Source organism: uncultured Paracoccus sp. (assembly GCF_947487305.1).
Taxonomy (GTDB): domain Bacteria; phylum Pseudomonadota; class Alphaproteobacteria; order Rhodobacterales; family Rhodobacteraceae; genus Paracoccus.
The window spans coordinates 456,816-477,804 of record NZ_CANKWH010000001.1; the positions used below are offsets into that span (position 1 = coordinate 456,816).

Annotated in this window: 24 protein-coding genes; 11 read left to right on the forward strand and 13 right to left on the reverse strand. The window is 65.1% G+C overall.

From position 1 onward, the window contains the following. Positions 1 to 133 precede the first annotated feature (133 nt). Positions 134 to 1,696 carry a glutamine-hydrolyzing GMP synthase gene (guaA, locus tag Q1A36_RS02330; RefSeq protein WP_299839139.1) on the forward strand — a complete coding sequence of 521 codons (1,563 nt, stop codon included), beginning with the start codon at positions 134 to 136 and terminating at the stop codon, positions 1,694 to 1,696. Positions 1,697 to 1,829: 133 nt separating this feature from the next. Here guaA and Q1A36_RS02335 read toward each other — a convergent pair whose 3' ends face one another. After that, positions 1,830 to 3,266, reverse strand: a complete 1,437-nt coding sequence (locus Q1A36_RS02335; protein WP_299839142.1) for a TIGR00366 family protein — start codon at positions 3,264 to 3,266, stop codon at positions 1,830 to 1,832. Between the two features lie 181 nt (positions 3,267 to 3,447). Here Q1A36_RS02335 and Q1A36_RS02340 point away from each other — a divergent pair, with 181 nt between their 5' ends. From Q1A36_RS02340 to Q1A36_RS02350, 3 genes are all read left to right on the forward strand, one after another. Further along, on the forward strand, positions 3,448 to 4,098 hold the full coding sequence (locus Q1A36_RS02340) for a GntR family transcriptional regulator (RefSeq protein ID WP_299839145.1): 651 nt from the start codon (positions 3,448 to 3,450) through the stop codon (positions 4,096 to 4,098). A 67-nt stretch (positions 4,099 to 4,165) separates the two neighbouring features. Continuing rightward, positions 4,166 to 4,897 (forward strand): DUF72 domain-containing protein, encoded by a 732-nt coding sequence (locus tag Q1A36_RS02345; protein WP_299839148.1) that lies wholly within the window; start codon positions 4,166 to 4,168, stop codon positions 4,895 to 4,897. Beyond that, complete coding sequence (locus Q1A36_RS02350; RefSeq protein ID WP_299839151.1) at positions 4,894 to 5,712, forward strand: GNAT family N-acetyltransferase; 819 nt, start codon at positions 4,894 to 4,896, stop codon at positions 5,710 to 5,712. The genes Q1A36_RS02345 and Q1A36_RS02350 overlap by 4 nt, the downstream gene beginning before the upstream one ends. A 51-nt stretch (positions 5,713 to 5,763) precedes the next feature. Here the strand turns inward: Q1A36_RS02350 and Q1A36_RS02355 are convergent, their stop codons facing one another. The 6 genes from Q1A36_RS02355 to Q1A36_RS02380 form a co-directional block, all read right to left on the reverse strand. Beyond that, positions 5,764 to 6,675 carry a hemolysin family protein gene (locus tag Q1A36_RS02355; protein WP_299839154.1) on the reverse strand — a complete coding sequence of 304 codons (912 nt, stop codon included), beginning with the start codon at positions 6,673 to 6,675 and terminating at the stop codon, positions 5,764 to 5,766. Beyond that, positions 6,672 to 7,208, reverse strand: coding sequence for an rRNA maturation RNase YbeY (gene ybeY / locus Q1A36_RS02360; protein ID WP_299839344.1), 537 nt, complete (start codon positions 7,206 to 7,208; stop codon positions 6,672 to 6,674). The genes Q1A36_RS02355 and ybeY overlap by 4 nt, the downstream gene beginning before the upstream one ends. A gap of 10 nt (positions 7,209 to 7,218) precedes the next feature. Next, a complete protein-coding gene (locus tag Q1A36_RS02365) occupies positions 7,219 to 8,301 on the reverse strand; it encodes a PhoH family protein (RefSeq protein WP_299839156.1) in 1,083 nt (360 codons plus the stop codon). Between the two features lie 266 nt (positions 8,302 to 8,567). Continuing rightward, positions 8,568 to 9,095 (reverse strand): winged helix DNA-binding protein, encoded by a 528-nt coding sequence (locus Q1A36_RS02370; RefSeq protein ID WP_299839159.1) that lies wholly within the window; start codon positions 9,093 to 9,095, stop codon positions 8,568 to 8,570. Between the two features lie 137 nt (positions 9,096 to 9,232). Further along, positions 9,233 to 9,535, reverse strand: a complete 303-nt coding sequence (locus Q1A36_RS02375) for a succinate dehydrogenase assembly factor 2 (protein ID WP_299839162.1) — start codon at positions 9,533 to 9,535, stop codon at positions 9,233 to 9,235. After that, complete coding sequence (locus Q1A36_RS02380) at positions 9,528 to 9,947, reverse strand: helix-turn-helix transcriptional regulator (protein ID WP_299839165.1); 420 nt, start codon at positions 9,945 to 9,947, stop codon at positions 9,528 to 9,530. Before Q1A36_RS02380 ends, Q1A36_RS02375 begins: the two co-directional genes overlap by 8 nt. A 52-nt stretch (positions 9,948 to 9,999) precedes the next feature. On the opposite strand from Q1A36_RS02380, the gene Q1A36_RS02385 reads away from it, so the two are divergent. Next, positions 10,000 to 11,202 (forward strand): pyridoxal phosphate-dependent aminotransferase, encoded by a 1,203-nt coding sequence (locus Q1A36_RS02385; protein ID WP_299839169.1) that lies wholly within the window; start codon positions 10,000 to 10,002, stop codon positions 11,200 to 11,202. Here Q1A36_RS02385 and Q1A36_RS02390 read toward each other — a convergent pair. Then, positions 11,199 to 11,450, reverse strand: coding sequence for a hypothetical protein (locus tag Q1A36_RS02390; protein WP_299839172.1), 252 nt, complete (start codon positions 11,448 to 11,450; stop codon positions 11,199 to 11,201). The two genes, Q1A36_RS02385 and Q1A36_RS02390, sit on opposite strands and share 4 nt — an antisense overlap. A 114-nt stretch (positions 11,451 to 11,564) precedes the next feature. On the opposite strand from Q1A36_RS02390, the gene Q1A36_RS02395 reads away from it, so the two are divergent. Beyond that, complete coding sequence (locus Q1A36_RS02395; RefSeq protein ID WP_299839175.1) at positions 11,565 to 12,443, forward strand: LysR substrate-binding domain-containing protein; 879 nt, start codon at positions 11,565 to 11,567, stop codon at positions 12,441 to 12,443. A gap of 57 nt (positions 12,444 to 12,500) precedes the next feature. Here the strand turns inward: Q1A36_RS02395 and Q1A36_RS02400 are convergent, their stop codons facing one another. Next, the gene (locus Q1A36_RS02400; RefSeq protein WP_299839178.1) at positions 12,501 to 13,283 is read right to left on the reverse strand and encodes a 3-hydroxybutyrate dehydrogenase; all 783 of its coding nucleotides are present in this window, start codon (positions 13,281 to 13,283) and stop codon (positions 12,501 to 12,503) included. 410 nt (positions 13,284 to 13,693) lie between these two features. On the opposite strand from Q1A36_RS02400, the gene Q1A36_RS02405 reads away from it, so the two are divergent. Genes Q1A36_RS02405 through Q1A36_RS02415 form a run of 3 tightly spaced genes read left to right on the forward strand, consistent with a single transcriptional unit; the run spans position 13,694 to position 15,917 of the window. Then, entirely contained in the window at positions 13,694 to 15,469 is a 1,776-nt protein-coding gene (locus tag Q1A36_RS02405) for an extracellular solute-binding protein (protein WP_299839347.1), read from the forward strand. Further along, entirely contained in the window at positions 15,469 to 15,603 is a 135-nt protein-coding gene (locus Q1A36_RS02410; RefSeq protein WP_269801966.1) for a hypothetical protein, read from the forward strand. The genes Q1A36_RS02405 and Q1A36_RS02410 overlap by 1 nt, the downstream gene beginning before the upstream one ends. After that, positions 15,600 to 15,917, forward strand: a complete 318-nt coding sequence (locus Q1A36_RS02415; protein WP_299839181.1) for a hypothetical protein — start codon at positions 15,600 to 15,602, stop codon at positions 15,915 to 15,917. The genes Q1A36_RS02410 and Q1A36_RS02415 overlap by 4 nt, the downstream gene beginning before the upstream one ends. Before the next feature lie 38 nt (positions 15,918 to 15,955). Here Q1A36_RS02415 and Q1A36_RS02420 read toward each other — a convergent pair whose 3' ends face one another. The 3 genes from Q1A36_RS02420 to xth all read right to left on the reverse strand — a co-directional run bounded on the left by Q1A36_RS02420 (position 15,956) and on the right by xth (position 18,615). Further along, on the reverse strand, positions 15,956 to 16,243 hold the full coding sequence (locus Q1A36_RS02420; protein ID WP_299839184.1) for a hypothetical protein: 288 nt from the start codon (positions 16,241 to 16,243) through the stop codon (positions 15,956 to 15,958). Between the two features lie 143 nt (positions 16,244 to 16,386). Next, positions 16,387 to 17,556 carry a BCCT family transporter gene (locus Q1A36_RS02425; RefSeq protein WP_299839187.1) on the reverse strand — a complete coding sequence of 390 codons (1,170 nt, stop codon included), beginning with the start codon at positions 17,554 to 17,556 and terminating at the stop codon, positions 16,387 to 16,389. A gap of 273 nt (positions 17,557 to 17,829) precedes the next feature. Beyond that, positions 17,830 to 18,615: an exodeoxyribonuclease III gene (gene xth, locus Q1A36_RS02430; protein WP_299839190.1), complete on the reverse strand. Its 786-nt coding sequence runs from the start codon at positions 18,613 to 18,615 to the stop codon at positions 17,830 to 17,832. 9 nt (positions 18,616 to 18,624) lie between these two features. On the opposite strand from xth, the gene Q1A36_RS02435 reads away from it, so the two are divergent. Beyond that, entirely contained in the window at positions 18,625 to 19,362 is a 738-nt protein-coding gene (locus tag Q1A36_RS02435; RefSeq protein WP_299839194.1) for a hypothetical protein, read from the forward strand. A gap of 4 nt (positions 19,363 to 19,366) precedes the next feature. Here Q1A36_RS02435 and Q1A36_RS02440 read toward each other — a convergent pair whose 3' ends face one another. Next, positions 19,367 to 19,690 (reverse strand): iron-sulfur cluster assembly accessory protein, encoded by a 324-nt coding sequence (locus Q1A36_RS02440; RefSeq protein ID WP_299839197.1) that lies wholly within the window; start codon positions 19,688 to 19,690, stop codon positions 19,367 to 19,369. A 69-nt stretch (positions 19,691 to 19,759) separates the two neighbouring features. Here Q1A36_RS02440 and Q1A36_RS02445 point away from each other — a divergent pair, with 69 nt between their 5' ends. Next, entirely contained in the window at positions 19,760 to 20,911 is a 1,152-nt protein-coding gene (locus Q1A36_RS02445; protein ID WP_299839200.1) for a deoxyguanosinetriphosphate triphosphohydrolase, read from the forward strand. Positions 20,912 to 20,989: the final 78 nt, after the last annotated feature.

Sequence of the window (20,989 nt, forward strand, 5' to 3'; positions counted from 1 at the left end):
CGCGCTCCTTGCACAGTCGGCTGTTTCGATTGATGATTTCGAACGCGAGACCGGCAGGTTCAGTTCCCCCTGCCGCCCACGCGCGCCCGTCTGGCCCCTTGCGCCATCCTGCAGCCAGCCTTAAAGCGCATCCATGACCCAGCATCAGCGCCTTCTCATCATCGATTTCGGCTCTCAGGTGACGCAGCTGATCGCGCGCCGCCTGCGCGAGCTGAACGTCTATTGCGAAATCCACCCCTATCAGAACGTCACCGATGCGTTCCTGAAGGACTTCGCCCCGAAAGCCATCATCTTCTCGGGCGGTCCCGACAGCGTGACCCGCCCCGGATCGCCCCGCCCGCCGGCCTCGGCCTTCGACATGGGCGTGCCGATCCTCGGCATCTGCTATGGCCAGCAGGTGATGATGCAGGAACTGGGCGGGCTGGTCGAAAGCGGCCATGGCACCGCCGAGTTTGGCCGCGCCTTCGTGACGCCCGCCGATGAGCGCCTGCCGCTGCTGGACGGCTGGTTCGCCGATGCCGATGGCCGCGAGCAGGTCTGGATGAGCCATGGCGACCATGTCTCGAAGATCGCCCCCGGCTTCCGGGTCTACGGCACCTCGCCCGGCGCACCCTTCGCAATTACCGCCGACCCGGCGCGCGATTTCTATGCCGTGCAGTTCCACCCGGAAGTGCACCACACCCCGCGCGGCGCGAAGCTTTACGAGAATTTCGTGAAGCTGGCGGGTTTCACCGGCGACTGGACCATGGCCAGCTATCGGGAAGAGGCGATCCGCAAGATCCGCGAGCAGGTCGGCGACAAGAAGGTCATCTGCGGCCTCTCGGGCGGCGTCGATTCTTCTGTGGCGGCGGTGCTGATCCACGAGGCGATCGGCGACAACCTCACCTGCGTCTTCGTCGATCACGGGCTTCTGCGGCTGAACGAGGCCGAGGAAGTCGTCACCATGTTCCGGGACAATTACAACATCCCGCTGATCCATGCCGACGAATCCGACCTGTTCATCGGCGCGCTGGAAGGCGTCAGCGACCCCGAGGTCAAGCGCAAGACCATCGGCAAGCTGTTCATCGACGTGTTCCAGAAATACGCCAACGAGATCGAGGGCGCCGAGTTTCTGGCCCAGGGCACGCTCTATCCCGACGTGATCGAAAGCGTCAGCTTCTCGGGCGGCCCCTCGGTCACGATCAAGAGCCACCACAATGTCGGCGGCCTGCCGGAAAAGATGGGGCTGAAGCTGGTCGAACCGCTGCGCGAACTGTTCAAGGACGAGGTTCGCGCGCTTGGTCGCGAGCTTGGCCTGCCCGACAAATTCATCGGCCGCCACCCCTTCCCCGGCCCCGGCCTTGCAATCCGCTGCCCCGGAGAGATAACCCGGGAAAAGCTCGAGATCCTGCGCAAGGCCGATGCGGTCTTCATCGACCAGATCCGCAAGCATGGCCTCTATGACGAGATCTGGCAGGCCTTCGTTGCGATCCTGCCGGTGCGCACCGTCGGCGTCATGGGCGACGGCCGCACCTATGATTTCGCCTGCGCGCTCCGCGCCGTCACCTCGGTCGATGGGATGACGGCAGATTACTATCCCTTCACCCACGAGTTTCTGGGCGAAACCGCGACGCGGATCATCAACGAGGTCAAGGGCATCAACCGCTGCACCTATGACATCACCTCGAAACCGCCTGGCACGATCGAGTGGGAGTGAACGGAAATTGACGACGGGCGGGGCCAAGGCTCCGCCCGTTTTCGTCAACCCGGACAGCGTCCTCTCCACAACGACAGAGGCCAGGCATTGCGCCTGGCCTCCTCCGCGTCGGGTGTCTCGGACTGATGGGAGGTCAGCCGATCCAGCCCGTGGCTTGCGCATAGATCAGGAACAGCGCCGAGATCGCGATCCAGATGCCGAAGAGCGGCAGGAAGAACCGGACCCAGCGGTCCCAGGACACACCGGCCAGCGCCAGCGTCGCCATGAAATAGCCCGAGGTCGGGTAGAGGATGTTCGAAAGCCCGTCGCCCAGCTGGTAGGCCAGCACCGCGCTTTGCCGGGTCACGCCGATCAGGTCCGACAGCGGCGCCATGATCGGCATGGTGACCAGCGCCTGACCGCTGCCCGAGGGGATGACGAAGTTGAAGCCAAGCTGGGCGGCGAACATGCCGAGCGCCGAGAAGGTCGCGGGCAGACCACCGACCAGATCGCCCAGACCATGAACCAGCGTGTCCATGACCTGCCCCTGCTCCAGCATCACGGCGACGGCGCGGGCAAGGCCGACGATCATCGCGCCGACCATCACGTCGCGAAACCCCTGGTTGAAGGCCTCGCAGATCTTGCCGCTGCTGAGGCCCGCGATCAGGCCGACGCTGATTCCCATGATGACGAACAGCCCCGCCATCTCGGTCATGAACCAGCCACGGGTCAGCACGCCCCAGACCATCACCGCGAAGAAGCCCATCACCGCGACCCCGCCCCAGGCCTGCCGGGTGGTAAAGCGCATCGGCGGGGTATCCAGATCATGGACATAGACCCGGCGCTTTTCCTGCTCCAGCGCATTGCCGGCCATCAGGCTCTGCCCGGGATTGGCCCGCACCTTCAGCGCATAGCGCACCAGGTACAGCACCGCCGCCCCGACCAGTGCGATGAACAGAAGCACCCTCAGCCCGAAGCCGGAATACAGCGGCAGCTCGGCAATGGTCTGACCCAGCCCGGTATTGATCGGATTGAGGACACCCGAGGCGAAGCCCGCCGTCGTCGCCAGCAGCGCCGTGCCCGCGGCCACCACCGAGTCGAAGCGCAGCGCGATCATCAGCGGCAGGATCACCGGCACATAGACCAGCGCCAGTTCCTGCGTGCCGATCAGCGTGGCGATGGTGGCGAAGGTCACCATCAGCACCGGGATCAGCAGCACGCTGCGCCCGGCAAAGCGGCGGGTCAGCTTGTCCACCGCCACGTCGATGATGCCGGTAAAGCGGATCACCATGAACATGCCGCCGATGATCAGGGTGAAGAACACCACCTGCGCCGCATCGATCAGCCCCAGCGGCACCGCCTTCATGAACTGCTCAAACCCCACCGGCGTCGGATCGATATAGCGGAAGGTCTCGGGGTCCACCGCGATCCGGCCGTTCGGCAGGGTCACGCGGTCATATTGCCCCGCCGGAATGATATGGGTCAGCAGGGCCGCGATGGCCGTGAACACGAAAAGGATCACGTAGATATCGGGCATCCGGAAGCGCCCGGGGGTCTCGTCTTCGCTGCGGTCGGTTACGCGGTCTGACATCGTCTTCTCCCGGCTGGTCGCGCCCTCTGCGCGGATGGGTTGAAACAGTTTCCCTGAAATGCGTCTTGATATTTCTTCTAACATGTTACCTGATAGGTGAAGAACCCGACTATATCGGAATCCGGGATACAGTCGTTTGGAATTCTTGAGAATGGGCCGGGCCGGTCAAGGAGATACCACCATGAAGCCGACAGAGGACCTGCAATCCGATCAGGCCTTCAAGATGCTGCTGGCGCAGCTGCGCAGCGGCCGCCTGCGCGGCAGCGCGCTGCTGGCCACGCCGGAGCTGGTCGAGCTGATCGGCTTCCCGCTCTCGGCCACCCGCGAGGCGATCAAGCGCGCCGAGGAACAGTCGCTGCTGCGCATCTTGCCGAAGCGCGGGGTGGTGATCATGGATACCGGCCCCGAGACCACCCGCGCCTGCATGGATATGCGCGCCACGCTGGACAAGGAAGGCGCAAGACGGCTGCTGGCCGCCGGCACCCCCGACCTGTCGGCTCTGCGCCGGGCGCATGAAGCCCTGCTGGCCGAGGTCGAGGGCGATCCCGCCGCCGACCTGTCGCAGCGCGCCATCACCACCGACCTGTCCCTGCACGACTTCCTCGCCTCGGGCCTCGACAACCCCTTCCTGCAGCAGGCCTATGCCGCCAACCGCAACCGCATCGCCATCATCCAAAACGCCCGCAACTTCCTGCCCGACCGCGTCCGCCCGGCGATGCAGGAGCATCTGGAGATCATCACCGCGCTGGAAAGCGGCGACAGTATGGCCGTGACCGACTGCATCGATCACCACCTGAAACTGACGCTGAGGTGGTGGGGGATCGAGGGGTGAGGGGGATACCCCGGTTGCGCAACCGCACCACCACCCCTACCCTCCCCCCGAAGCGAGGAGCAAACCCATGATCCGCATCGGCATCGGCGGCTGGAATTATCCAGACTGGCGCGGCGGCGCCTTCTATCCCGAGGCCCTGCCGCAGAAGCGCGAGCTGGAATATGCCAGCCGTGCGCTCACGAGCATCGAGATCAACGCCACCTATTACGGCAGCCAGAAACCCGAGAGTTTCCAGAAATGGCATGACGACACGCCCGAGGATTTCGTCTTCGCGATGAAGGCCAGCCGCTATGCCACCAACCGCCGCGTTCTGGCAGAGGCCGGCGACAGTGTGCAGCGTTTCCTGACCTCAGGAATCACCCGGCTCGGCCCCAAGCTTGGTCCGATCAACTGGCAGCTGGCCGAGACAAAACAATTCGATCCCGCTGATTTCGCCGCCTTCCTGTCGCTTCTGCCCGAGGAACAGGACGGATTGCCCCTGCGCCACGCGATCGAGGCGCGGCATGTCAGCTTTGCCGACCCCGCCGCCGCCGATCTCTGCCGCAACCGCAACATCGCGCTGATCCGCGCCGGCGACAGCAAGTTTCCCGATATCGACGCGAGAACCGCCGATTTCGCCTATCTTCGACTGATGGGGACGCAGGATATCGACGGAGGCTATGACGCGGCGGGGCTGGGGACATGGGCAGCGGAGGCCCGCCGAATGGCCGATGGCCGCGAACTCTATCTCTATGTTATCTCTGGCGCGAAGCACCGAAACCCGGCCTGCGCACAGGCCCTGATCCAGAGGCTGGCATGAGCAGTTGCACCTGCGGACATCACCACCACCACCCCGCCGCAGCCTGCAACGATACGGGCACGCCCATCGCCCTTGACCGCCCGATGATCGCGCTGACCGGGCGCCTCGTCTGCGACGAGACCGCGCAGATGTTGACCGCGCTGACGCTGCTGCCCGATCACAGCCGCCTCAGCAGGGCCGAGCCGGGCAACCTGCGCTTTGACCTTGCGCAGAGCGAGGACCCGATGGTCTGGACGCTCGACGAGCTTTTCGCCGATGCCGAGGCCTTCGCCGCCCATCAGGCACGCACCGCCGCCAGCGACTGGGGCCGGTCCTCGACCGAGATCAGGCGCGACTTCACCCGCAGCGAGGTGGTCCCGCATCTCCGCTCGGAAACGCCCGCCGACCGGCCGACCATTCACGCGCTGAACCTTGCAGCCTTCGGTGGCGCGGACGAGGCGGTGCTGGTCGACGCCCTGCGCCGCGATGGCGATCTGAACCTGTCGCTGGTCGCTGCTCAGGGCGGGACGATCCTTGGCCATCTGGCGCTATCGCCGATCTCGGCGCCCTTCCCGGCGCTGGCGCTGGCGCCGGTGGCGGTGCATCCGGTGTTGCACGGGCGCGGCATCGGCAGCGCGCTGATCCGTGCCGCCATCGCCGCCCGGCCAGGCTACAGCCTTATCCTCCTGGGTGATCCGGCCTATTACAGCCGCTTCGGCTTCCAGCCCGTGGACCTGAAATCGCCCTATGCCGGCCCCTACCTGCAGGCGCTCGGCGCGGGCCTGCAGCCCGGCGCGACCATCACCCACGCCCCGGCCTTCTCTGCCCTGGGCTGAGGCTTTCAGCTTGGCAAAAATATCCCCGCCGGAGGCATCCGGCGGTGGCGCTCACTCGGCGGCGACATTGGGCGCGCGCAGCCGCACGCGTTTGATCCGCCGAGGATCGGCATCGACCACCTCGAATTCCGCGCCGGAATCATGCCCGATGACCTCGCCGCGCAGCGGAATGCGGCCGGTCATCATGAAGATCAGCCCGCCAAGCGTGTCGATCTCTTCGTCCTGATCCTCGCTGCCAAGGCGCAGCCCGGTTTCGGCCTCGACATCGGACAGCGGCGCGCGGGCCTGGATCAGCCATTGGCCGGGCTTCTCGCTGACCCAGAGACCGCCCTCGGTCTCGTCATGCTCGTCCTCGATCTCGCCGATCACCTGCTCGATCAGGTCCTCGATCGTCACCAGCCCGTCGACCCCGCCATATTCGTCGATGACCAGCGCCATGTGCATCCGCTTCTGCTGCATTTGCTGCAACAGGACACCGATGGGCATCGAGGGCGGCACATAGAGCAAGGGCCGCAGCATCGGCCGCAGGGTGAAACGCCCGCCCTTGCCGAAACCGTGCTTCAGCGCCAGGTCCTTCAGGTGGATCAGGCCAAGCGGGCTGTCCAGCGTGCCGCGAAAGACCGGGATGCGGGAAAAGCCATGTTCGCGGAACATTTCGACCAGATCGTCGAGCGAAATGTTCGAGGGTGCCGCCACGATCTCGACCTTCGGGATGGCCACGTCATCGACCCGCATCCGCCGCAGGTTGACCATGCCGGGGGCAGGATGGGCGGTCGGGCTGCTGTCCTCTGCTGCGGCCTCGTCCTCGCCCCGCTCGTCCTCGCTGCCAAAGATCTCGCCGAAGAAGCGTCCCAGGAAGCCGCGCTGGCTGGGCAGGTCGCGCCCATCACCTCCGACGCCATCGGCCGTGCCGGCCGGTTCGCCGCGAAGCGGGGGGGTGCTAGATCGGGGTTCGGAACTCATATGCGTGACTCTGAATACGGATCGGAAATGCCAAGGGTGAACAGGATCGAACGCTCGACCGCCTCCATGGTTTCGGCGTCGGCGTCGTTTTCATGGTCATAGCCCACCAGATGCAACCCGGCATGGATCAACAGGTGGATGACATGATGGTCAAAGGGCTTGCCCTGCGCCAGCGCCTCGGCGGCGCAGGTGTCGAAGGAAATGGCGATATCGCCCCATTCCTCGTCCTCGGGCAGGTTGGGCCGGTCACCGGGCTCATGCGGCTGATGCTCGACCGAGGGCCAGGAGAGGACGTTGGTGGCGCGCGGCTTGCCACGGAAATCGGCGTTCAGCGCGGCGATGCGGGCATCGTCGCAGCCCATGACCACGATCTCGCCCGAGGCACCCAGCCACAGTTGCAGGGCATCGAGCGCACGTTCGGCCAGAGGCTCCAGTCCGGCCTCTTCCCACCGCTCATCCTCGATCACCACGTCGGGCGGCATCGGAGACGGAGGTTCGTCTTCCGCCTCGCCGGGTTCATGCGCGGGGGTCATGGACATCGGCTCAGCCATCGGCCTCGAGCCGTCGCGGGCGGCGCGGGATATAGCCGCCGCGCATGTCATCGACCTCGCCGCGCGCCATTGCCGCCTCGGCCTCGGCGTCATAGGCCATGATGATCTTGGCGACCAGCGGGTGGCGGACCACGTCCTTGGCGGTGAAGTAGCTGAAGCTGATCCCCTTGATATCCTTCAGGATATGCTCGGCATCGACCAGCCCCGACTGGGTGCCGCGCGGCAGGTCGATCTGGGTGCGGTCGCCGGTGATGACCATGCGCGAGCCCTCACCCAGACGGGTCAGGAACATCTTCATCTGCATGGTCGAGGCGTTCTGCGCCTCGTCCAGCACCACGAAGGCATTGGCCAGCGTGCGCCCGCGCATGAAGGCGAGCGGCGCGATCTCGATGCGCTTTTCCTCCATCAGCTTCTGCATCTGCTTGCCGGGCAGAAAGTCGTTCAGCGCGTCATAGAGCGGCTGCATGTAGGGATCGACCTTCTCCTTCATGTCGCCGGGCAGGAACCCCAGACGCTCGCCCGCCTCGACGGCGGGGCGCGACAGGATGATCTTGTCGACCTGCCCGCTGATCAGCATGGTCACACCCACGGCCACGGCCAGGTAGGTCTTGCCGGTGCCGGCCGGGCCGATGCCGAAGGCCAGTTCATTCTCGAACAGGGCGCGGACATAGGCCTTCTGCGCCTCGGTGCGCGGTTCAACCGATTTCTTGCGGGTGCGCAGTTCGTAATTGCCGGCGGCGAACATCTCGAGCTGTTCGATCGGCGAGGTTTCGGGCGCGGCCTCGCCGCCCATGCGCAGGGCCGCCTCGACCTCGCCCATCTCGACCCCACGCCCCTGCTCCAGCCGGGCATAAAGCGCGCGCAGCACCTGCGCCGCCTCGGTCTGGGCCTCGATCGGTCCGACGATGGCCAGAAGATTGCCGCGCCGCAGGATGTGCACGCCCAAGGCTTCCTCGATCCGCGCCAGATGCCGGTCATTGGCACCGCAGAGATCAATCAGCAGGCGATTGTCAGGGAATTCCAGCAGCGTTTCACTGGCGGCGGGGGCAGCGGGGGTAGTCGGGTTCAGACCCAAAAAGCGACTCCTGAAAAGGCTCTGGCCCAATGGTGGCAAGCCCGGGTCGTTTGCGCAAGGGACAGGGGCGAAATTCGGGTGAATTTTCCCCCCGGAAGCTGCGCTCTGCGGAAATCTGCCGCCTCGGGCCGCGCGCACCCGAGCCTGACCCATCGGCCCCGCGCAGGAGAGTCATGCCGGGGGCTTCTCCCACCACGCAGGGGCAGGACAAGCTGCGAGGCCCGCGCGTCCGGCGCGCGGACCTCTCCGCACACTCATGAACGAGGTCAATAGATATAGCGGATCTGCTCGATCCAGTAACGTTCGATGCGCCGGGCCTGCAGGTTCACCTGCGCCAGCGGCGGATCATCCAGCACGCCCGACATGGCCAGTTGCTCGGCGTGGCGGCAGAACAGCGTCAGCACGATCTGCCGCACCTCCTGCCCGGCCTCGGTCAGCCGCACCCGGACCGAGCGGCGATCCAGGTCGCAACGCTCGTGATGGACATAGCCCATGCTGACCAGCTTCTTCAGGTTATAGCTGACATTGCTGCCCTGGTACATGCCGCGGGACCTCAGCTCTCCGGCCGAAACCTCTGATTCACCGAGATTATAGAGGATCAGCGCCTGAACCGGGTTGAGATCCTGCCGCCCCAGCCGCTCGAATTCGTCCTTGACCAGATCCTGCATCAGGCGGTGCAGACGTTCCAGCAATTGCAGCGCCTCGAGATAGGTCGCGGGCGCCGCCTCGCTGCGGTCATCAGCGGGGCGCGACGCATCCACGAAATCGCGTCGCGCGGGTGCAAGCATGGTCATCATCCGTCCTGATCTGACTGTCCTGACGATGACCTTGCCCGAAAAACCCGAATCCCCGGTTAATCGGCCCGGCTTTCCCCGCGCGCCTTGCCTAAAATGCGATCAGCCGGGTTAACCACGCGGGAGAGCCAACTTGGCTAGCCGCGCAGCCGCGCGCCGGCATGGCTGGCGATCACGTCGAGAAGCGGCGCCAGGTCCGCCGGCCCGCCCTCGCGCCCTGCGATCCGGGCGGTGATCCACAGGTAGAGGTCCTGATCGTTCTCGGACATCAGCGCCTCGTATTGCGCCATCATCGGTTCGGACAGATCGGCCAGCGGCCCGTCGGCGAAGGGGCCGAGGATCAGATCCATCTCCTTCATCCCGCGCCGCCAGCTGCGCATCCTCAGGCGCCGCAGCCGCTGATCGTCATCCATTGCAACCCCCTGCATCGCCTCAGCCATCGGCCAGCAGCTTCTCAAGCCGCGCCAGCCGCCGCGTAGCCTCGCGCAGGCTTTGCTGCAAGGCCCGGAATTCCGTCAGGATGGCGTCGCGCGACGCGCCGCCAGCCGACGCCTGCGCTGTCGCGGCCTCGCCCGAAGGCCCCTGCCCCTGACCGCTGAGCAGCCAGACCAGCGACACGCCCATCAGCCCCGCCAGCATCCGCAGATGGTTCGCCCTAGGCTCGCGCTCGTCATGTTCCCACCCGTTCAGCGTGCTGGTGCGGACACCCAGCTTGCGGGCCAGTGCCTCGGGCGTCAGTCCTGCGCCTTCGCGCGCCGCGTTGATCCGGTCGCCCAAGGTGGCCTTGTCGTCGCTGTAGAAATCCTCGCCCAAAACATCCCCTTCCGTTGTATTCGTCGCTTGTCTCGTCATGGCCCCAAGCCTAAGACAACCGGGCTGTCATTACAAATCAGGGGTCCGGGTCATGGCTTTTCTGTCCGATACGCTGGCACGCGTGAAACCGTCACCGACCATCGCCATGAGCGGCCGCGCGCTGGAATTGCGCGCTGCCGGGCAGGACATCATCAGCCTCTCGGCCGGCGAGCCCGATTTCGACACGCCCGCCCATATCCGCGAAGCCGCCAAGGCCGCCATCGATGCGGGTCATACGCGCTATACCGCCGTTGACGGCATCCCGGCGCTGAAACAGGCGATCTGCGACAAGTTCGCCCGCGAGAACGGGCTGGATTACAAACCCTCGCAGGTCAGCGTCGGCACCGGCGGCAAGCAGATCCTCTACAATGCGCTGATGGCCACGCTGAACCCCGGCGACGAGGTGATCGTGCCGGCGCCCTATTGGGTCAGCTATCCCGACATGGTGCTGCTGGCAGGCGGCACGCCGGTCTTCGTGTCCTGCACCGCCGAACAGGGCTTCGTCATGTCGCCCGAGGCGCTGGAGGCGGCGATCACGCCCCGGACCAAATGGCTGATCCTCAACTCGCCCTCGAACCCTTCGGGCGCGGGCTATGACCGCGCGGCGATGCAGGCGCTGACCGATGTGCTGGTGAAGCACCCCCATGTCTGGGTGCTGGCCGATGACATCTACGAGCATCTGGTCTTCGATGATTTCGAGTTCGTCACCCCGGCGCAGGTCGAGCCGCGGCTGAAGGATCGCACGTTGACGATGAACGGGGTCAGCAAGGCCTATGCCATGACCGGCTGGCGCATCGGCTATGGCGCCGGGCCGGAACTGCTGATCAAGGCCATGGCCAAGCTGCAGTCGCAATCGACCTCGAACCCCTCCTCGATCGGCCAATATGCAGCGCTGGCGGCGTTGAACGGCCCGCAGGACTACATCGCCGAAAGCCGCGCCGCCTTCCAGCGCCGGCGCGACCTGGTGGTGGCCGGGCTGAACACCTGCCCCGGCATCGACTGCCCGACCCCGGTCGGCGCCTTCTATGTCTATCCCTCGATCAAGGGGCTCCTCGGCAAAACCTCGGCCGGCGGCAAGGTCATCGAGAACGACGAGGCCTTCGCCAATGCGCTGCTGGAGGAAACCGGCGTGGCGGTGGTCTTCGGTGCGGCCTTCGGCCTCAGCCCGCATTTCCGCATCTCCTACGCGACCAGCGACGCGGAACTGACCGACGCGATTGCCCGCATCAAGGGCTTCTGCGAGGGCTGCCGCTAGTCGGCCCTAAAGCGGCCAATAGGGCATAGGATCGCGCTCAAGCCTTGCCCGCCGTCCAGCCCGATGTCGCGGCGCAGATGGTCCGGGACATAGCGCAGATCGCGCGCCAGATCGCGGGTGACGCGGCTGGCGCAGGGATGGGTTGGCATGGCCCCCTCGGGCCAGAGCCACACCGCCAGATCGATGGCGCGTGACCAAAGCAAGTAAAGACGGGACGGGCGCGGCAGGTTGCAGGTTTCGCTGGACATGATGTCCTCCATTTCAAGCCTGACTGTTTCAGGCGGTTGATCGATGCCACCAGACTGCTATGATTTTCTGGACATATCCAACAAAGCCCCGGCAACCGTTCATAAGGCCAGCTTATGCAGCTTCCGCCCCTCGCCGCCATCCGTGCTTTTGAATCCGCCGCCCGGCACCTGTCGTTCACCAAGGCGGCGGACGAGCTGGGCCTGACGCAGGCCGGGATCAGCTACCAGATCAAGCTGCTGGAGGAACGTCTGGGTCAGGCGCTGTTCCTGCGCCAGCCCCGCGCGCTGCAACTGACCGAGCTGGGCCAGCGGCTTGCGGCACCGACGACGCAGGCCTTTGACCTGTTGCGCAATGCCTATGCCGACAGTTCGGGCCGGGCCTCCACGCTGTCGATCACCACGCCGGTCACGCTGTCGGGCAACTGGCTGGCCGAGCGGCTGGGGCGCTTCCAGATGGATCACCCCGAGCTGACGCTGCGCCTGGATGCCAGCGACAAGAACATCAACTTCGCTCGCGACGATTTCGACCTGGCGATCCGCTTTGGCCATGGCGACTGGTCGGGCCTGACCGCGCATCGGCTGTTCGATTTCGAGATCACCCCGATGCTGTCCCCGCGCCTGCTGGAGGGTCGCCGGTTGACCGACCCGGCAGAACTTCTGACCCTGCCCCGGATCGACTCGGGCGATCCGCATTGGGCCATGTGGTTCTGCAAGGCCGGGATCGCGGACCTGCCCGAGGCCGCCAGCCCGACCCCGGATCTCGGCACCCAGATCCACGAGGCCCGCGCCGCCATTGCCGGTCAGGGCGTGGCGGTGCTGACCCCGCGCTTCTTCCGCTACGAGCTGGCGACCGGCAGCCTGGTCCAGCCCTTCCAGATGACCTGCGGCAACGGCAAATCCTATTGGCTGGTCTATCCAGAGGCGCGGCGCAACCGCCCGGCGATCCGCGCCTTCCGCCAGTTCATCCTGGCCGAGGCCGCTGCCGACCGATGAGAAAAGGGGCACGGCCAAGACGACCGCACCCCTTCATCTGTCAGCACGAGGCTTGGCTCAGAGCGCCGTCCAGCCGCCATCCACGGAGATCGTGGTGCCGGTGATCTGCGCCGCCGCATTGCTGCAGAGGAACACGGCGGTGCCGCCCAGTTCCTCGACCGTGGCGAACTGCTTCGAGGGCTGGCGCTGCAGCAGCACGTTCCGCACCACCTCCTCGCGGGTCATCTTGTATTCCTTCATCGTGTCGGGGATCTGCGCCTCGACCAGCGGGGTCAGCACGTAGCCCGGGCAGATGGCATTGGCGGTGATCGGTTCTTCTGCCGTTTCCAGCGCCGTCACCTTGGTCAGTCCGACCACGCCATGCTTGGCGGCGACATAGGCCGATTTGAACGGGCTCGCCGTCAGGCCATGGGCCGAGGCGATGTTGACCACCCGGCCCCAGCCGGCCTTGCGCATCATCGGCAGCGCGGCAGCGGTGGTGTGGAAGGCGGAACTCAGGTTGATGGCGATGATCGCGTCCCATTTGTCGGTCGGGAATTCCGGGATCGGCGCGACATGCTGGATGCCGGCATTGTTGACCAGGATGTCGCAGCTGCCCGCCTTCTCGACCAGCGCGCGGCATTGATCGCCCTTGGACATATCCGCCTGGATATAGCGCGCGGTGACACCGAATTCCTTGCCCAGCTTTTCCGCCAGCGCGTGATCCTCGTCGCGGTCGGTAAAGCTGTTCAGCACGATATTGGCACCCGCCCGCGCCAGTTCGGTCGCAACGCCCAGACCGATGCCGGAATTCGAGCCGGTCACGATGGCCGTCTTGCCGCTCAGGAATGTGTCAAACATGGGAATCTCCAATTCGTCGACTTTGCGCCCGCAGCATAGGCGCGCCATGCGGCAGGCGCAGCAGGAAACTTTGGCGCCGCAGCATGGGGCGGAAACCCGCCCGGCGGGTGCCCGACCCGCGCCGAAAGCCAAAAAAAAAAGCGCCCGCACAAGGCGGGCGCAAGTCATGAGGCAGGTTTCATACAGGCAAGAAACCTATCGAGCAGTAAGTTATTTATACGCGATCAACCGCCGGAGTCCAAGGTCGAAGTTCACGCCTTGGTTGACGCTGGCCTCGTCTGCCGGTTGAAATCACAGCAAAACCAGAACGAGGCAGGCACCCGATCATGCGAATCTTGAAAATCCTTAACGAATCCGCGAGCGAAAGGCGATTTTTCGTGAGATTCGCCCTCGCGGCGACTGTTGCCGCAATGCCGCTGGCAAGCTTTGCCGCGCCCAGCCATGGCATTGCAATGTATGGAGAACCTGCCCTTCCGGCCGGCTTCACCTCGCTGCCCTACGCCAATCCCGAGGCCCCGAAAGGCGGCTCGATTCGCTTTGCCGAGCCGGGCGGATTCGATTCGCTGAAGTCCTGGGTACTGAAGGGCAACCCGGTCTTCTTCGGCACCATGTCGGTCGTGGCCGAGACCTTGATGTATCGCAGCATCGACGAGCCCTTCACCCTTTACGGGCTGCTGGCCGAAAGCGTCGAGACCGACGAGAGTCGCAGCTGGATCGAGTTCACCCTGCGCCCCGATGCCAAGTTCTCGGACGGCTCGCCCGTCACGGTCGAGGATGTGATCTGGTCCTATGAGACCCTCGGCACGCAGGGCCATCCCCGCTATCTGGGCGCATGGGAGAAGGTCGAGAAGATCGAGAAGACCGCCGAGAACAAGGTCCGCATCAGCTTCAACACCGTCGACCGGGAATTGCCGCTGATCATGGGCCTGCGCCCGATCCTGAAGAAGGCGCAATGGGAGGGCAAGGATTTCACCGAATCCGGGCTCGAGGTGCCGATCGGTTCCGGCCCCTATGTGGTGGACAAGGTGGATGCCGGCCGCTCGATCAGCTTCAAGCGCAACCCGGATTACTGGGGCAAGGATCTGCCGATCAATGCCGGGCGGAACAATCTCGACACAATCCGCTATGACTATTTCGGCGATGCCAATGCCATGTTCGAGGCCTTCCGCGCCGGCGAGGTCGACGTCTGGCGCGAGCTGTCGCCGACGAAATGGGACACGGAATTCAGCTTTCCCCGCGTGACCTCGGGCGAGGTGGTGAAATCCGAGATCGGCAATGAACGCCCCTCGGGGATCATGGGGCTGGTGATGAACACCCGAAATCCGATCTTCGCCGACTGGCGCGTGCGCGAGGCGATGATCGAGGCCTTCAACTTCCAGTTCATCAACGCGACGCTGAACGGCGGAAAGGAGCCCCGCATCACCTCCTATTTCTCGAACTCGGTGCTGGCGATGCAGCCCGGAGCGGCCGAGGGCCGGGTGAAGGAGCTGCTGGAGCCCTTCGCCGCCGATCTGCCGCCCGGCACGATGGAGGGCTATACCCTGCCCGAAGGCTCGGACAAGGCACTGGACCGTCGGGGCCTGCGCAGCGCGCTGAAGCTGATGGAAGAGGCTGGCTGGACGGTGCAGGACGGGGTGTTGAAGAACGCCGAGGGCCAGCCCTTCGCCTTCGAGATCGTGCTGAACCAGTCGGGCAGCGCCATGCGCACCGCCGCCGAGACCCAGCAGATGGTGGATATCTACATCGAATCGCTGCGCAACCTCGGCATCACCCCCAAGGTGACGCTCCTGGACGCGGCGCAATATGTCGACCGCACCAACCGCTATGATTTCGACATGACCTGGTATGAACGCGCCCTGTCGCTGTCGCCGGGGAACGAGCAACTGCTCTATTGGGGTGCCGCCGGCGTGACCGAGCCGGGCAGCCGCAACTGGATGGGGATGAACAGCCCCGCCGCCGAGGCGATGATCACCGAGATGCTGAATGCCGCCGGTCCCGAGGATTTCACCGCCGCGGTGCGGGCGCTGGACCGGGTGCTGACGGCGGGGCGCTATGTCATCCCGGTCAGCTATTCGCCGATTTCTCGACTGGCGCATAGTTCCAGCCTGCATTATCCTGAAAAGACGCCGATTTACGGCGATTGGCCGGGTTTCATGCCGGACGTGTGGTGGCAGGAGGCCCAGTGATGAAGATCGTCGTATTGGCTCTGCTGGCCACCCTGACCGTGGCCGGATGCAACACCGTCGCCGGGGTGGGCGAGGATATTACCGGCGCAGCACGCACCGTCCAGGGCAGCATGGGCGGAGGGGGATACCAATGAAGTGGCATCACGTTCAGGAGAACTGGCCGGCCTTCTACGAGGCGATCATCGACAAATGGCCTGAAGCCGAGGAATCCGAGCTGGACGAGATCGACGGCGACCAGCGTGCCTTCATCGCCTATATCGCGGAAGTGACTGAGCAGGATGCGCGCGAGGCGCGCGACGAGATCCGCGAATGGCTGACGGGCGAGATTCCGGCGGACGTGGTCATGGACCCGATCCATGACAATCACTCGATCGCGCTCAGCTCGAAATACGTCCCCGAGGGCGAAGACGAATCCGACGACGACGCCCGCTTCGGCGACGACGACTGAGGCATGGGCCCGGCCGCAAGCCGGGCCGGCCGCTTCGCTCAATTCGACCAGTTGGCGATCACGTCATAACCGCCCGGTGTCGGGGGCCCCTCGAGATGCGGCGCGAAGGCTTTCCAGATCTCGGCGATCAGTGCGCTGTTGGCATTGGCGATGGCGGCGCTGTCGGACAGGGAAATGACATATCCCTGCCCATCCTCGTTCACCAGATTGATGAATTGCCTCAGGCCGGGCAGCCCCATGATCTGGCTGTGAACCGAGTTCTGAAGATCGGTCGCAGCCGCAAGGGCGCCGGGCTTCAGCCGATAGATGGTCACGCGTGCGAACATGCTGGTGTCTCCCTGTTGCGGCAGAGTGCAAAAGGGCCCTCTCGCTACGGGATCGGTCGGGCTGCGTCCCGGCCGATCTCTGCACAAGATCCGTGTCGATCAGCCTAGCATGACCGCTGGAATTCGCCAAACGGCGGTCCCACTTATTCCCCCGCCTTCACCGCCGCGCCCTCGTGCAGGTCCGACAGCCGGTCCAGCCGCTGCAGCATCAACACATAGATGACGCCGTAGAGGCCAGCCACCACCAGCCCGACCCACTGGATCTGGAAGGGGGTGTAGAAATAGGCGATCACCAGCAGGAATTGCAGGATGAAGTGCAGCGGGTAATAGACCCGGTCGCCCAGCTGTTCCCGCGACCAGCCCAGGTTGGCGGCATAGAGGCGGATCAGGCTGTCCAGCGAGTTGACCACGAAGACGATGCCCACGCCGATCATGAACCAGTTGAGCCAGCCGGGAATGACGATCTGGTTCTGGTGATAGACGAACAGCACGCAGAACCACAGCCCCAGCGGGATCGCCGGCAACAGCACCATCGCCCCGGCCAGTTGCCAGACCGGCAGACCGCCGACGAAACGGGCAACGAACTGGCCGATCATGATGCTCCAGGCGAACCACCAGAACAGGTAGAATTCGTGGTAGTCCGAGATCGGCGTGGTGAAGCGCGCGATATTGGGGAAATAGTCCATCAGCAGCCTGATATTGCCGAAGAAGCTGCCGATGCCGGTGCCGCTATAGGCTAGCGCGACCACGGCCAGCGTGGTGAAAGCCAAAAGTCCGAAACCGTAAGTCGAGACGATGGCCAGCCATTTCATGATGGCGAAATTGCCGCTCGACACGACCGAGAAGGCGATGACGCCGATGGCCAGCCCCCAGATCGCCCATTGCGGCAGGTCGGGCGCATAGGTCGGCAGGTTGATCATGAAGAGGTAGCAGGTGAAGGAACAGGTAGCGATGACCGTCAGATTATAGACCCATTTCACCGCCGGGATCTCGAACAGGCGCAGGCGCGGCTCGATGGCGACGAAATAGAAGGTGGCGACGAAATACATCAGCCAGACCAGCGGTCCCCACATGCCGAACTCGACCGCCAGCGCATTGGTGAAGGCATAGGCCTGATCGCCCTCGTAGATCGGGAACTCGCCCAGGGGCAGCATTACCAGCCCCATGTCGAGACCGGCGGTGAACAGCAGAGCGACCAGCGTGAATACCCCCACCGGGGTTTCGCCGGTGACGCGCATACGGGGCCAGCGGATCAGCACGAAGATGGCGCAGGCCAGAACACTCAGATAGGCGACGGTGATGATCGGGGTCATGGAGATCCTCTCTGACGGTCACGGGGACGAAGGTCGGTCGGGTCGGTCCAGAAACGCAGATTCAGCGTAAGCGTAATGCAGTCGGGTGAATTTCGCGACAATATCGGCTGCCGCTGGGTCAACTTTCGGATGTGCTTGCCGGATATTGATTGATCAGTCAATCAAAAACCTTTCACGGCAGACCGCATCAAGGCCCATACGGCGAAATTGCGCGCGCAGGAGCGATCAGCGGCGCGAGCGCCGCTCAGCCTTTTGCCTTCGGTAGATCGGGAATCAGGCGGCCAGCCGCACCCAGACCGGCACGTGGTCACTGGGCTTGTCGCCGTCCCGCGCGGCGCGATCCACGCCGCTCTCCTCGACCAGGTCGGCGGCCTCGGGGCTCAGCAGCAGATGGTCGATGCGGATGCCGTTATCCTTCGGCCACGCCCCGGCCTGATAGTCCCAGAAGGTGAAGGGGCCGCGATCGGTGAAGGGCTCGGCCAGCCGCAACGCATCGCTCCAACCCTCGGCCGCGATCCGGCGCAGGGCCGCCCGGCTTTCGGGCAGGAACAGCGCATCGCCCGTCCATTGATCGGGCTTGGCGGCATCGCGCGGCTGGGGGATAACGTTGTAATCGCCCAGCATCACAACCGGCATCTCGCCCGCCAGCAACTCCTCGGACCGCCGCTTCAGCCGTTCCATCCACGCGAGCTTGTAATCGTATTTCGGCCCCGGCGCCGGGTTGCCATTGGGCAGATAGAGCCCGGCGATCCGAACCGCCCGCGCACCGATCACGGTCGCCTCGATATAGCGGGCCTGCTCGTCCGTGTCGTCGCCCGGCAAGCCGCGCGTCACGTCCTCCAGCGGCAGTTTCGACAGGATGGCGACGCCGTTGAAGCCCTTCTGGCCATGGGTCTCGACCGTCCAGCCCAGGTCCTCGAAATGCTCGCGCGGGAAACCCTCGTCCACCGACTTGATTTCCTGCAGCACGACGACATCGGTCTCGGACCCGGCCAGCCAGTCGGTCAGGGCCTCGATCCGCGCCTTGACGCCATTGATGTTGAAGCTTGCGATTTTCATGGCCGCACCATGGCGCGCGGGGGCGTGATTGGCAAGCAGCAGCGCAGCGCCCTAGACTGGCCGCGAAAGGAACCGCCCTTGCGCCTGATCCTCGCCCTTCTCACTGCGCTTGCGGCTTCGCCGGCCATGACCGCCGAGCGCCCGGTGGCCGGGCTGATGTGGAACCGCAGCGGCTTGCCGGCCACCCTGCCCCTGCAATTGCACAGCGAGGCCGGGCTGGATCATGTGGTGATGCTGACCCCGCCCGGAGGAGATGCGCCGGTGCTGGCCGCCTATATCCGCGGCGGGGATTTCTTCCGGGTGTTGGTTCCGCCGGGTGACTGGCAGATCGGCATCGCCTCGGGGGCGGACTGGCAAGGGGGCGAGGCGCTGTTCGGTGCGGCGACGCAATGGACCAGCCTGCCCGAGCCGCTGCATTTCGGCGTGTCCGATGGCTCGCGCCGCGAGGGCCATGTGCTGTGGCTGGGTCAGGAGGGCGATCAGGTGGCCATCACAGAGACCGCGCCGCAGACCATCTGCGAGCTGGCGGGGTTGAGCAGTCAGACCCGCGACCTGCGCGACGACAGCGCACCCGATTGGTCGCGCGATGTGACGGAGGGCCGGCCGGCGGTGCGCAAGCTGCCCTCGGAGCCGCGCGTATCGACGCAGGCCCTGAGCTTCGACCGCCTGCCCGCACCGCAGGTCCAACGCCCGCCGCTGACCTATCAAAGCCGCGAATTGCGCCTGCGCCGGGTCTTCTGCGACTGAGGGATTACATCGAGAAGGAGGTGCCGCAGCCGCAGCTCGAGGTGGCGTTGGGGTTCTCGATCACGAAGCGCGCGCCGATCAACTCGTCGCTGAAATCGATCACCGCGCCGGCCAGGAACGGCAGCGACACCGGGTCCACAATCACCCGCTGACCGCCGCCTTCAAGCACCAGGTCATCGGCCTCGGCATCGTCCATACGGATCTCGTATTGGAAACCCGAGCAGCCGCCGCCCAGCACCGCCACGCGCAGCGGGCGCGCCACAGCACCATCATTGATCTCGGCCAGCCGCGCAAAGGCCCGATCAGTCACTTTCGGAGGCAGGTTCATCGGTTGTTCCCGTTTTCGCCGTTGAGTCCGAAATATAGGCTTCGCCCCGACGCCCTGCAAGGAACAGACATGACCGCACCCTATGCCTGCCAGCCGCAAGACAGTCGCGGCCGCCTCTGGCCCGAGCGCATGTCGACCTTCCGCAGCCCCTGGCAGCGTGACCGCGACCGCATCATCCATTCCTCGGCCTTCCGGCGGCTGAAGCACAAGACCCAGGTCTTCGTGGAACTGGAGGGCGAGGAATATCGCGGCGACTATTTCCGCACCCGGCTGACCCACACGATCGAGGTGGCGCAGGTCGCCCGCACCATCGCAGGCGCCCTGGACCTGAACACCGAACTGGCCGAGACCGTGGCGCTGGCCCATGATCTCGGCCATCCGCCCTTTGGCCATACCGGCGAGGATGCGCTGGCGGCGCTGATGGCGCCCTATGGCGGCTTTGACCACAATGCGCAGGCGCTGCGCATCGTCACCCGGCTGGAACGCCATTACGCCGATTTCGACGGGCTGAACCTGACCTGGGAATCACTGGAAGGCATCGCCAAGCATAATGGCCCGGTCACCGGCCCCCTGCCCTATGCGCTGGCCGAGGTGAATGCCCAGTGGGACCTGGAACTGCACACCAATGCCAGCGCCGAGGCGCAGGTGGCGGCCGTGGCCGATGACGTGGCCTATAACCACCATGACCTGCATGACGGGCTGCGCGCGGGCCTGTTCACGGAGGAGGAGTTGCGCGAACTGCCGGTGATCGGCCCGGCCTTCGCCCGCGTGGACGAGCTGCATCCCGGGCTTGACCCGATGCGCCGCCGGCACGAGGCGCTGCGCAGGGTCTTCGGCGTCATGGTCGAGGATGTGATCGCCGTGGCCCGCAACCGGCTGACCAGCCTGCAACCCACTTCGGCCCAGCAGATCCGCGACATGGAGGGGCCGATCATCCGGTTTTCCAAGCCGCTCTATCAGAACATCAAGGCGATCAAGTCCTTCCTGTTCACCCGGATGTACCGCGCCCCCTCGGTGGTCGAGGAGCGCGCCAGCGCCACCGCCATGCTGAACGACCTTTTCCCGCTGTTTCTCGCCGACCCGGCGCAGATGCCCGACCATTGGGGGTTGGAGGCTGCGGCGACGCCCTCCGAGACCGAGCGGGCGCGGATGGTGCTGGATTATGTTGCGGGGATGACCGACCGTTTCGCCATGTCGGAATGGCGGCGACTCTGCGGCTGATGCCACGAATCCAGCGAGTTTTCGTCACCCCGCGTCAGGCCAATGCCATGCGCTGACTGCCCCGGCACGAGCAGGCGC

Bases quoted from the DNA above. Each gene is read 5' to 3' on its own strand.
- ybeY (WP_299839344.1), bottom strand. From the start codon at position 7,208: ATGACCCCCGCGCATGAACCCGGCGAGGCGGAAGACGAACCTCCGTCT.
- Q1A36_RS02375 (WP_299839162.1), bottom strand. From the start codon at position 9,535: ATGGCTGAGGCGATGCAGGGGGTTGCAATGGATGACGATCAGCGGCTG.
- xth (WP_299839190.1), bottom strand. From the start codon at position 18,615: ATGAAAATCGCAAGCTTCAACATCAATGGCGTCAAGGCGCGGATCGAG.
- Q1A36_RS02420 (WP_299839184.1), bottom strand. From the start codon at position 16,243: ATGTTCGCACGCGTGACCATCTATCGGCTGAAGCCCGGCGCCCTTGCG.
- Q1A36_RS02355 (WP_299839154.1), bottom strand. From the start codon at position 6,675: ATGAGTTCCGAACCCCGATCTAGCACCCCCCCGCTTCGCGGCGAACCG.
- Q1A36_RS02380 (WP_299839165.1), bottom strand. From the start codon at position 9,947: ATGACGAGACAAGCGACGAATACAACGGAAGGGGATGTTTTGGGCGAG.
- Q1A36_RS02385 (WP_299839169.1), top strand. From the start codon at position 10,000: ATGGCTTTTCTGTCCGATACGCTGGCACGCGTGAAACCGTCACCGACC.
- Q1A36_RS02445 (WP_299839200.1), top strand. From the start codon at position 19,760: ATGACCGCACCCTATGCCTGCCAGCCGCAAGACAGTCGCGGCCGCCTC.
- Q1A36_RS02435 (WP_299839194.1), top strand. From the start codon at position 18,625: ATGGCGCGCGGGGGCGTGATTGGCAAGCAGCAGCGCAGCGCCCTAGAC.
- Q1A36_RS02400 (WP_299839178.1), bottom strand. From the start codon at position 13,283: ATGTTTGACACATTCCTGAGCGGCAAGACGGCCATCGTGACCGGCTCG.
- Q1A36_RS02405 (WP_299839347.1), top strand. From the start codon at position 13,694: ATGCCGCTGGCAAGCTTTGCCGCGCCCAGCCATGGCATTGCAATGTAT.
- Q1A36_RS02370 (WP_299839159.1), bottom strand. From the start codon at position 9,095: ATGACCATGCTTGCACCCGCGCGACGCGATTTCGTGGATGCGTCGCGC.
- guaA (WP_299839139.1), top strand. From the start codon at position 134: ATGACCCAGCATCAGCGCCTTCTCATCATCGATTTCGGCTCTCAGGTG.
- Q1A36_RS02440 (WP_299839197.1), bottom strand. From the start codon at position 19,690: ATGAACCTGCCTCCGAAAGTGACTGATCGGGCCTTTGCGCGGCTGGCC.
- Q1A36_RS02345 (WP_299839148.1), top strand. From the start codon at position 4,166: ATGATCCGCATCGGCATCGGCGGCTGGAATTATCCAGACTGGCGCGGC.
- Q1A36_RS02390 (WP_299839172.1), bottom strand. From the start codon at position 11,450: ATGTCCAGCGAAACCTGCAACCTGCCGCGCCCGTCCCGTCTTTACTTG.
- Q1A36_RS02425 (WP_299839187.1), bottom strand. From the start codon at position 17,556: ATGACCCCGATCATCACCGTCGCCTATCTGAGTGTTCTGGCCTGCGCC.
- Q1A36_RS02350 (WP_299839151.1), top strand. From the start codon at position 4,894: ATGAGCAGTTGCACCTGCGGACATCACCACCACCACCCCGCCGCAGCC.
- Q1A36_RS02410 (WP_269801966.1), top strand. From the start codon at position 15,469: ATGAAGATCGTCGTATTGGCTCTGCTGGCCACCCTGACCGTGGCCGGA.
- Q1A36_RS02340 (WP_299839145.1), top strand. From the start codon at position 3,448: ATGAAGCCGACAGAGGACCTGCAATCCGATCAGGCCTTCAAGATGCTG.
- Q1A36_RS02415 (WP_299839181.1), top strand. From the start codon at position 15,600: ATGAAGTGGCATCACGTTCAGGAGAACTGGCCGGCCTTCTACGAGGCG.
- Q1A36_RS02395 (WP_299839175.1), top strand. From the start codon at position 11,565: ATGCAGCTTCCGCCCCTCGCCGCCATCCGTGCTTTTGAATCCGCCGCC.
- Q1A36_RS02335 (WP_299839142.1), bottom strand. From the start codon at position 3,266: ATGTCAGACCGCGTAACCGACCGCAGCGAAGACGAGACCCCCGGGCGC.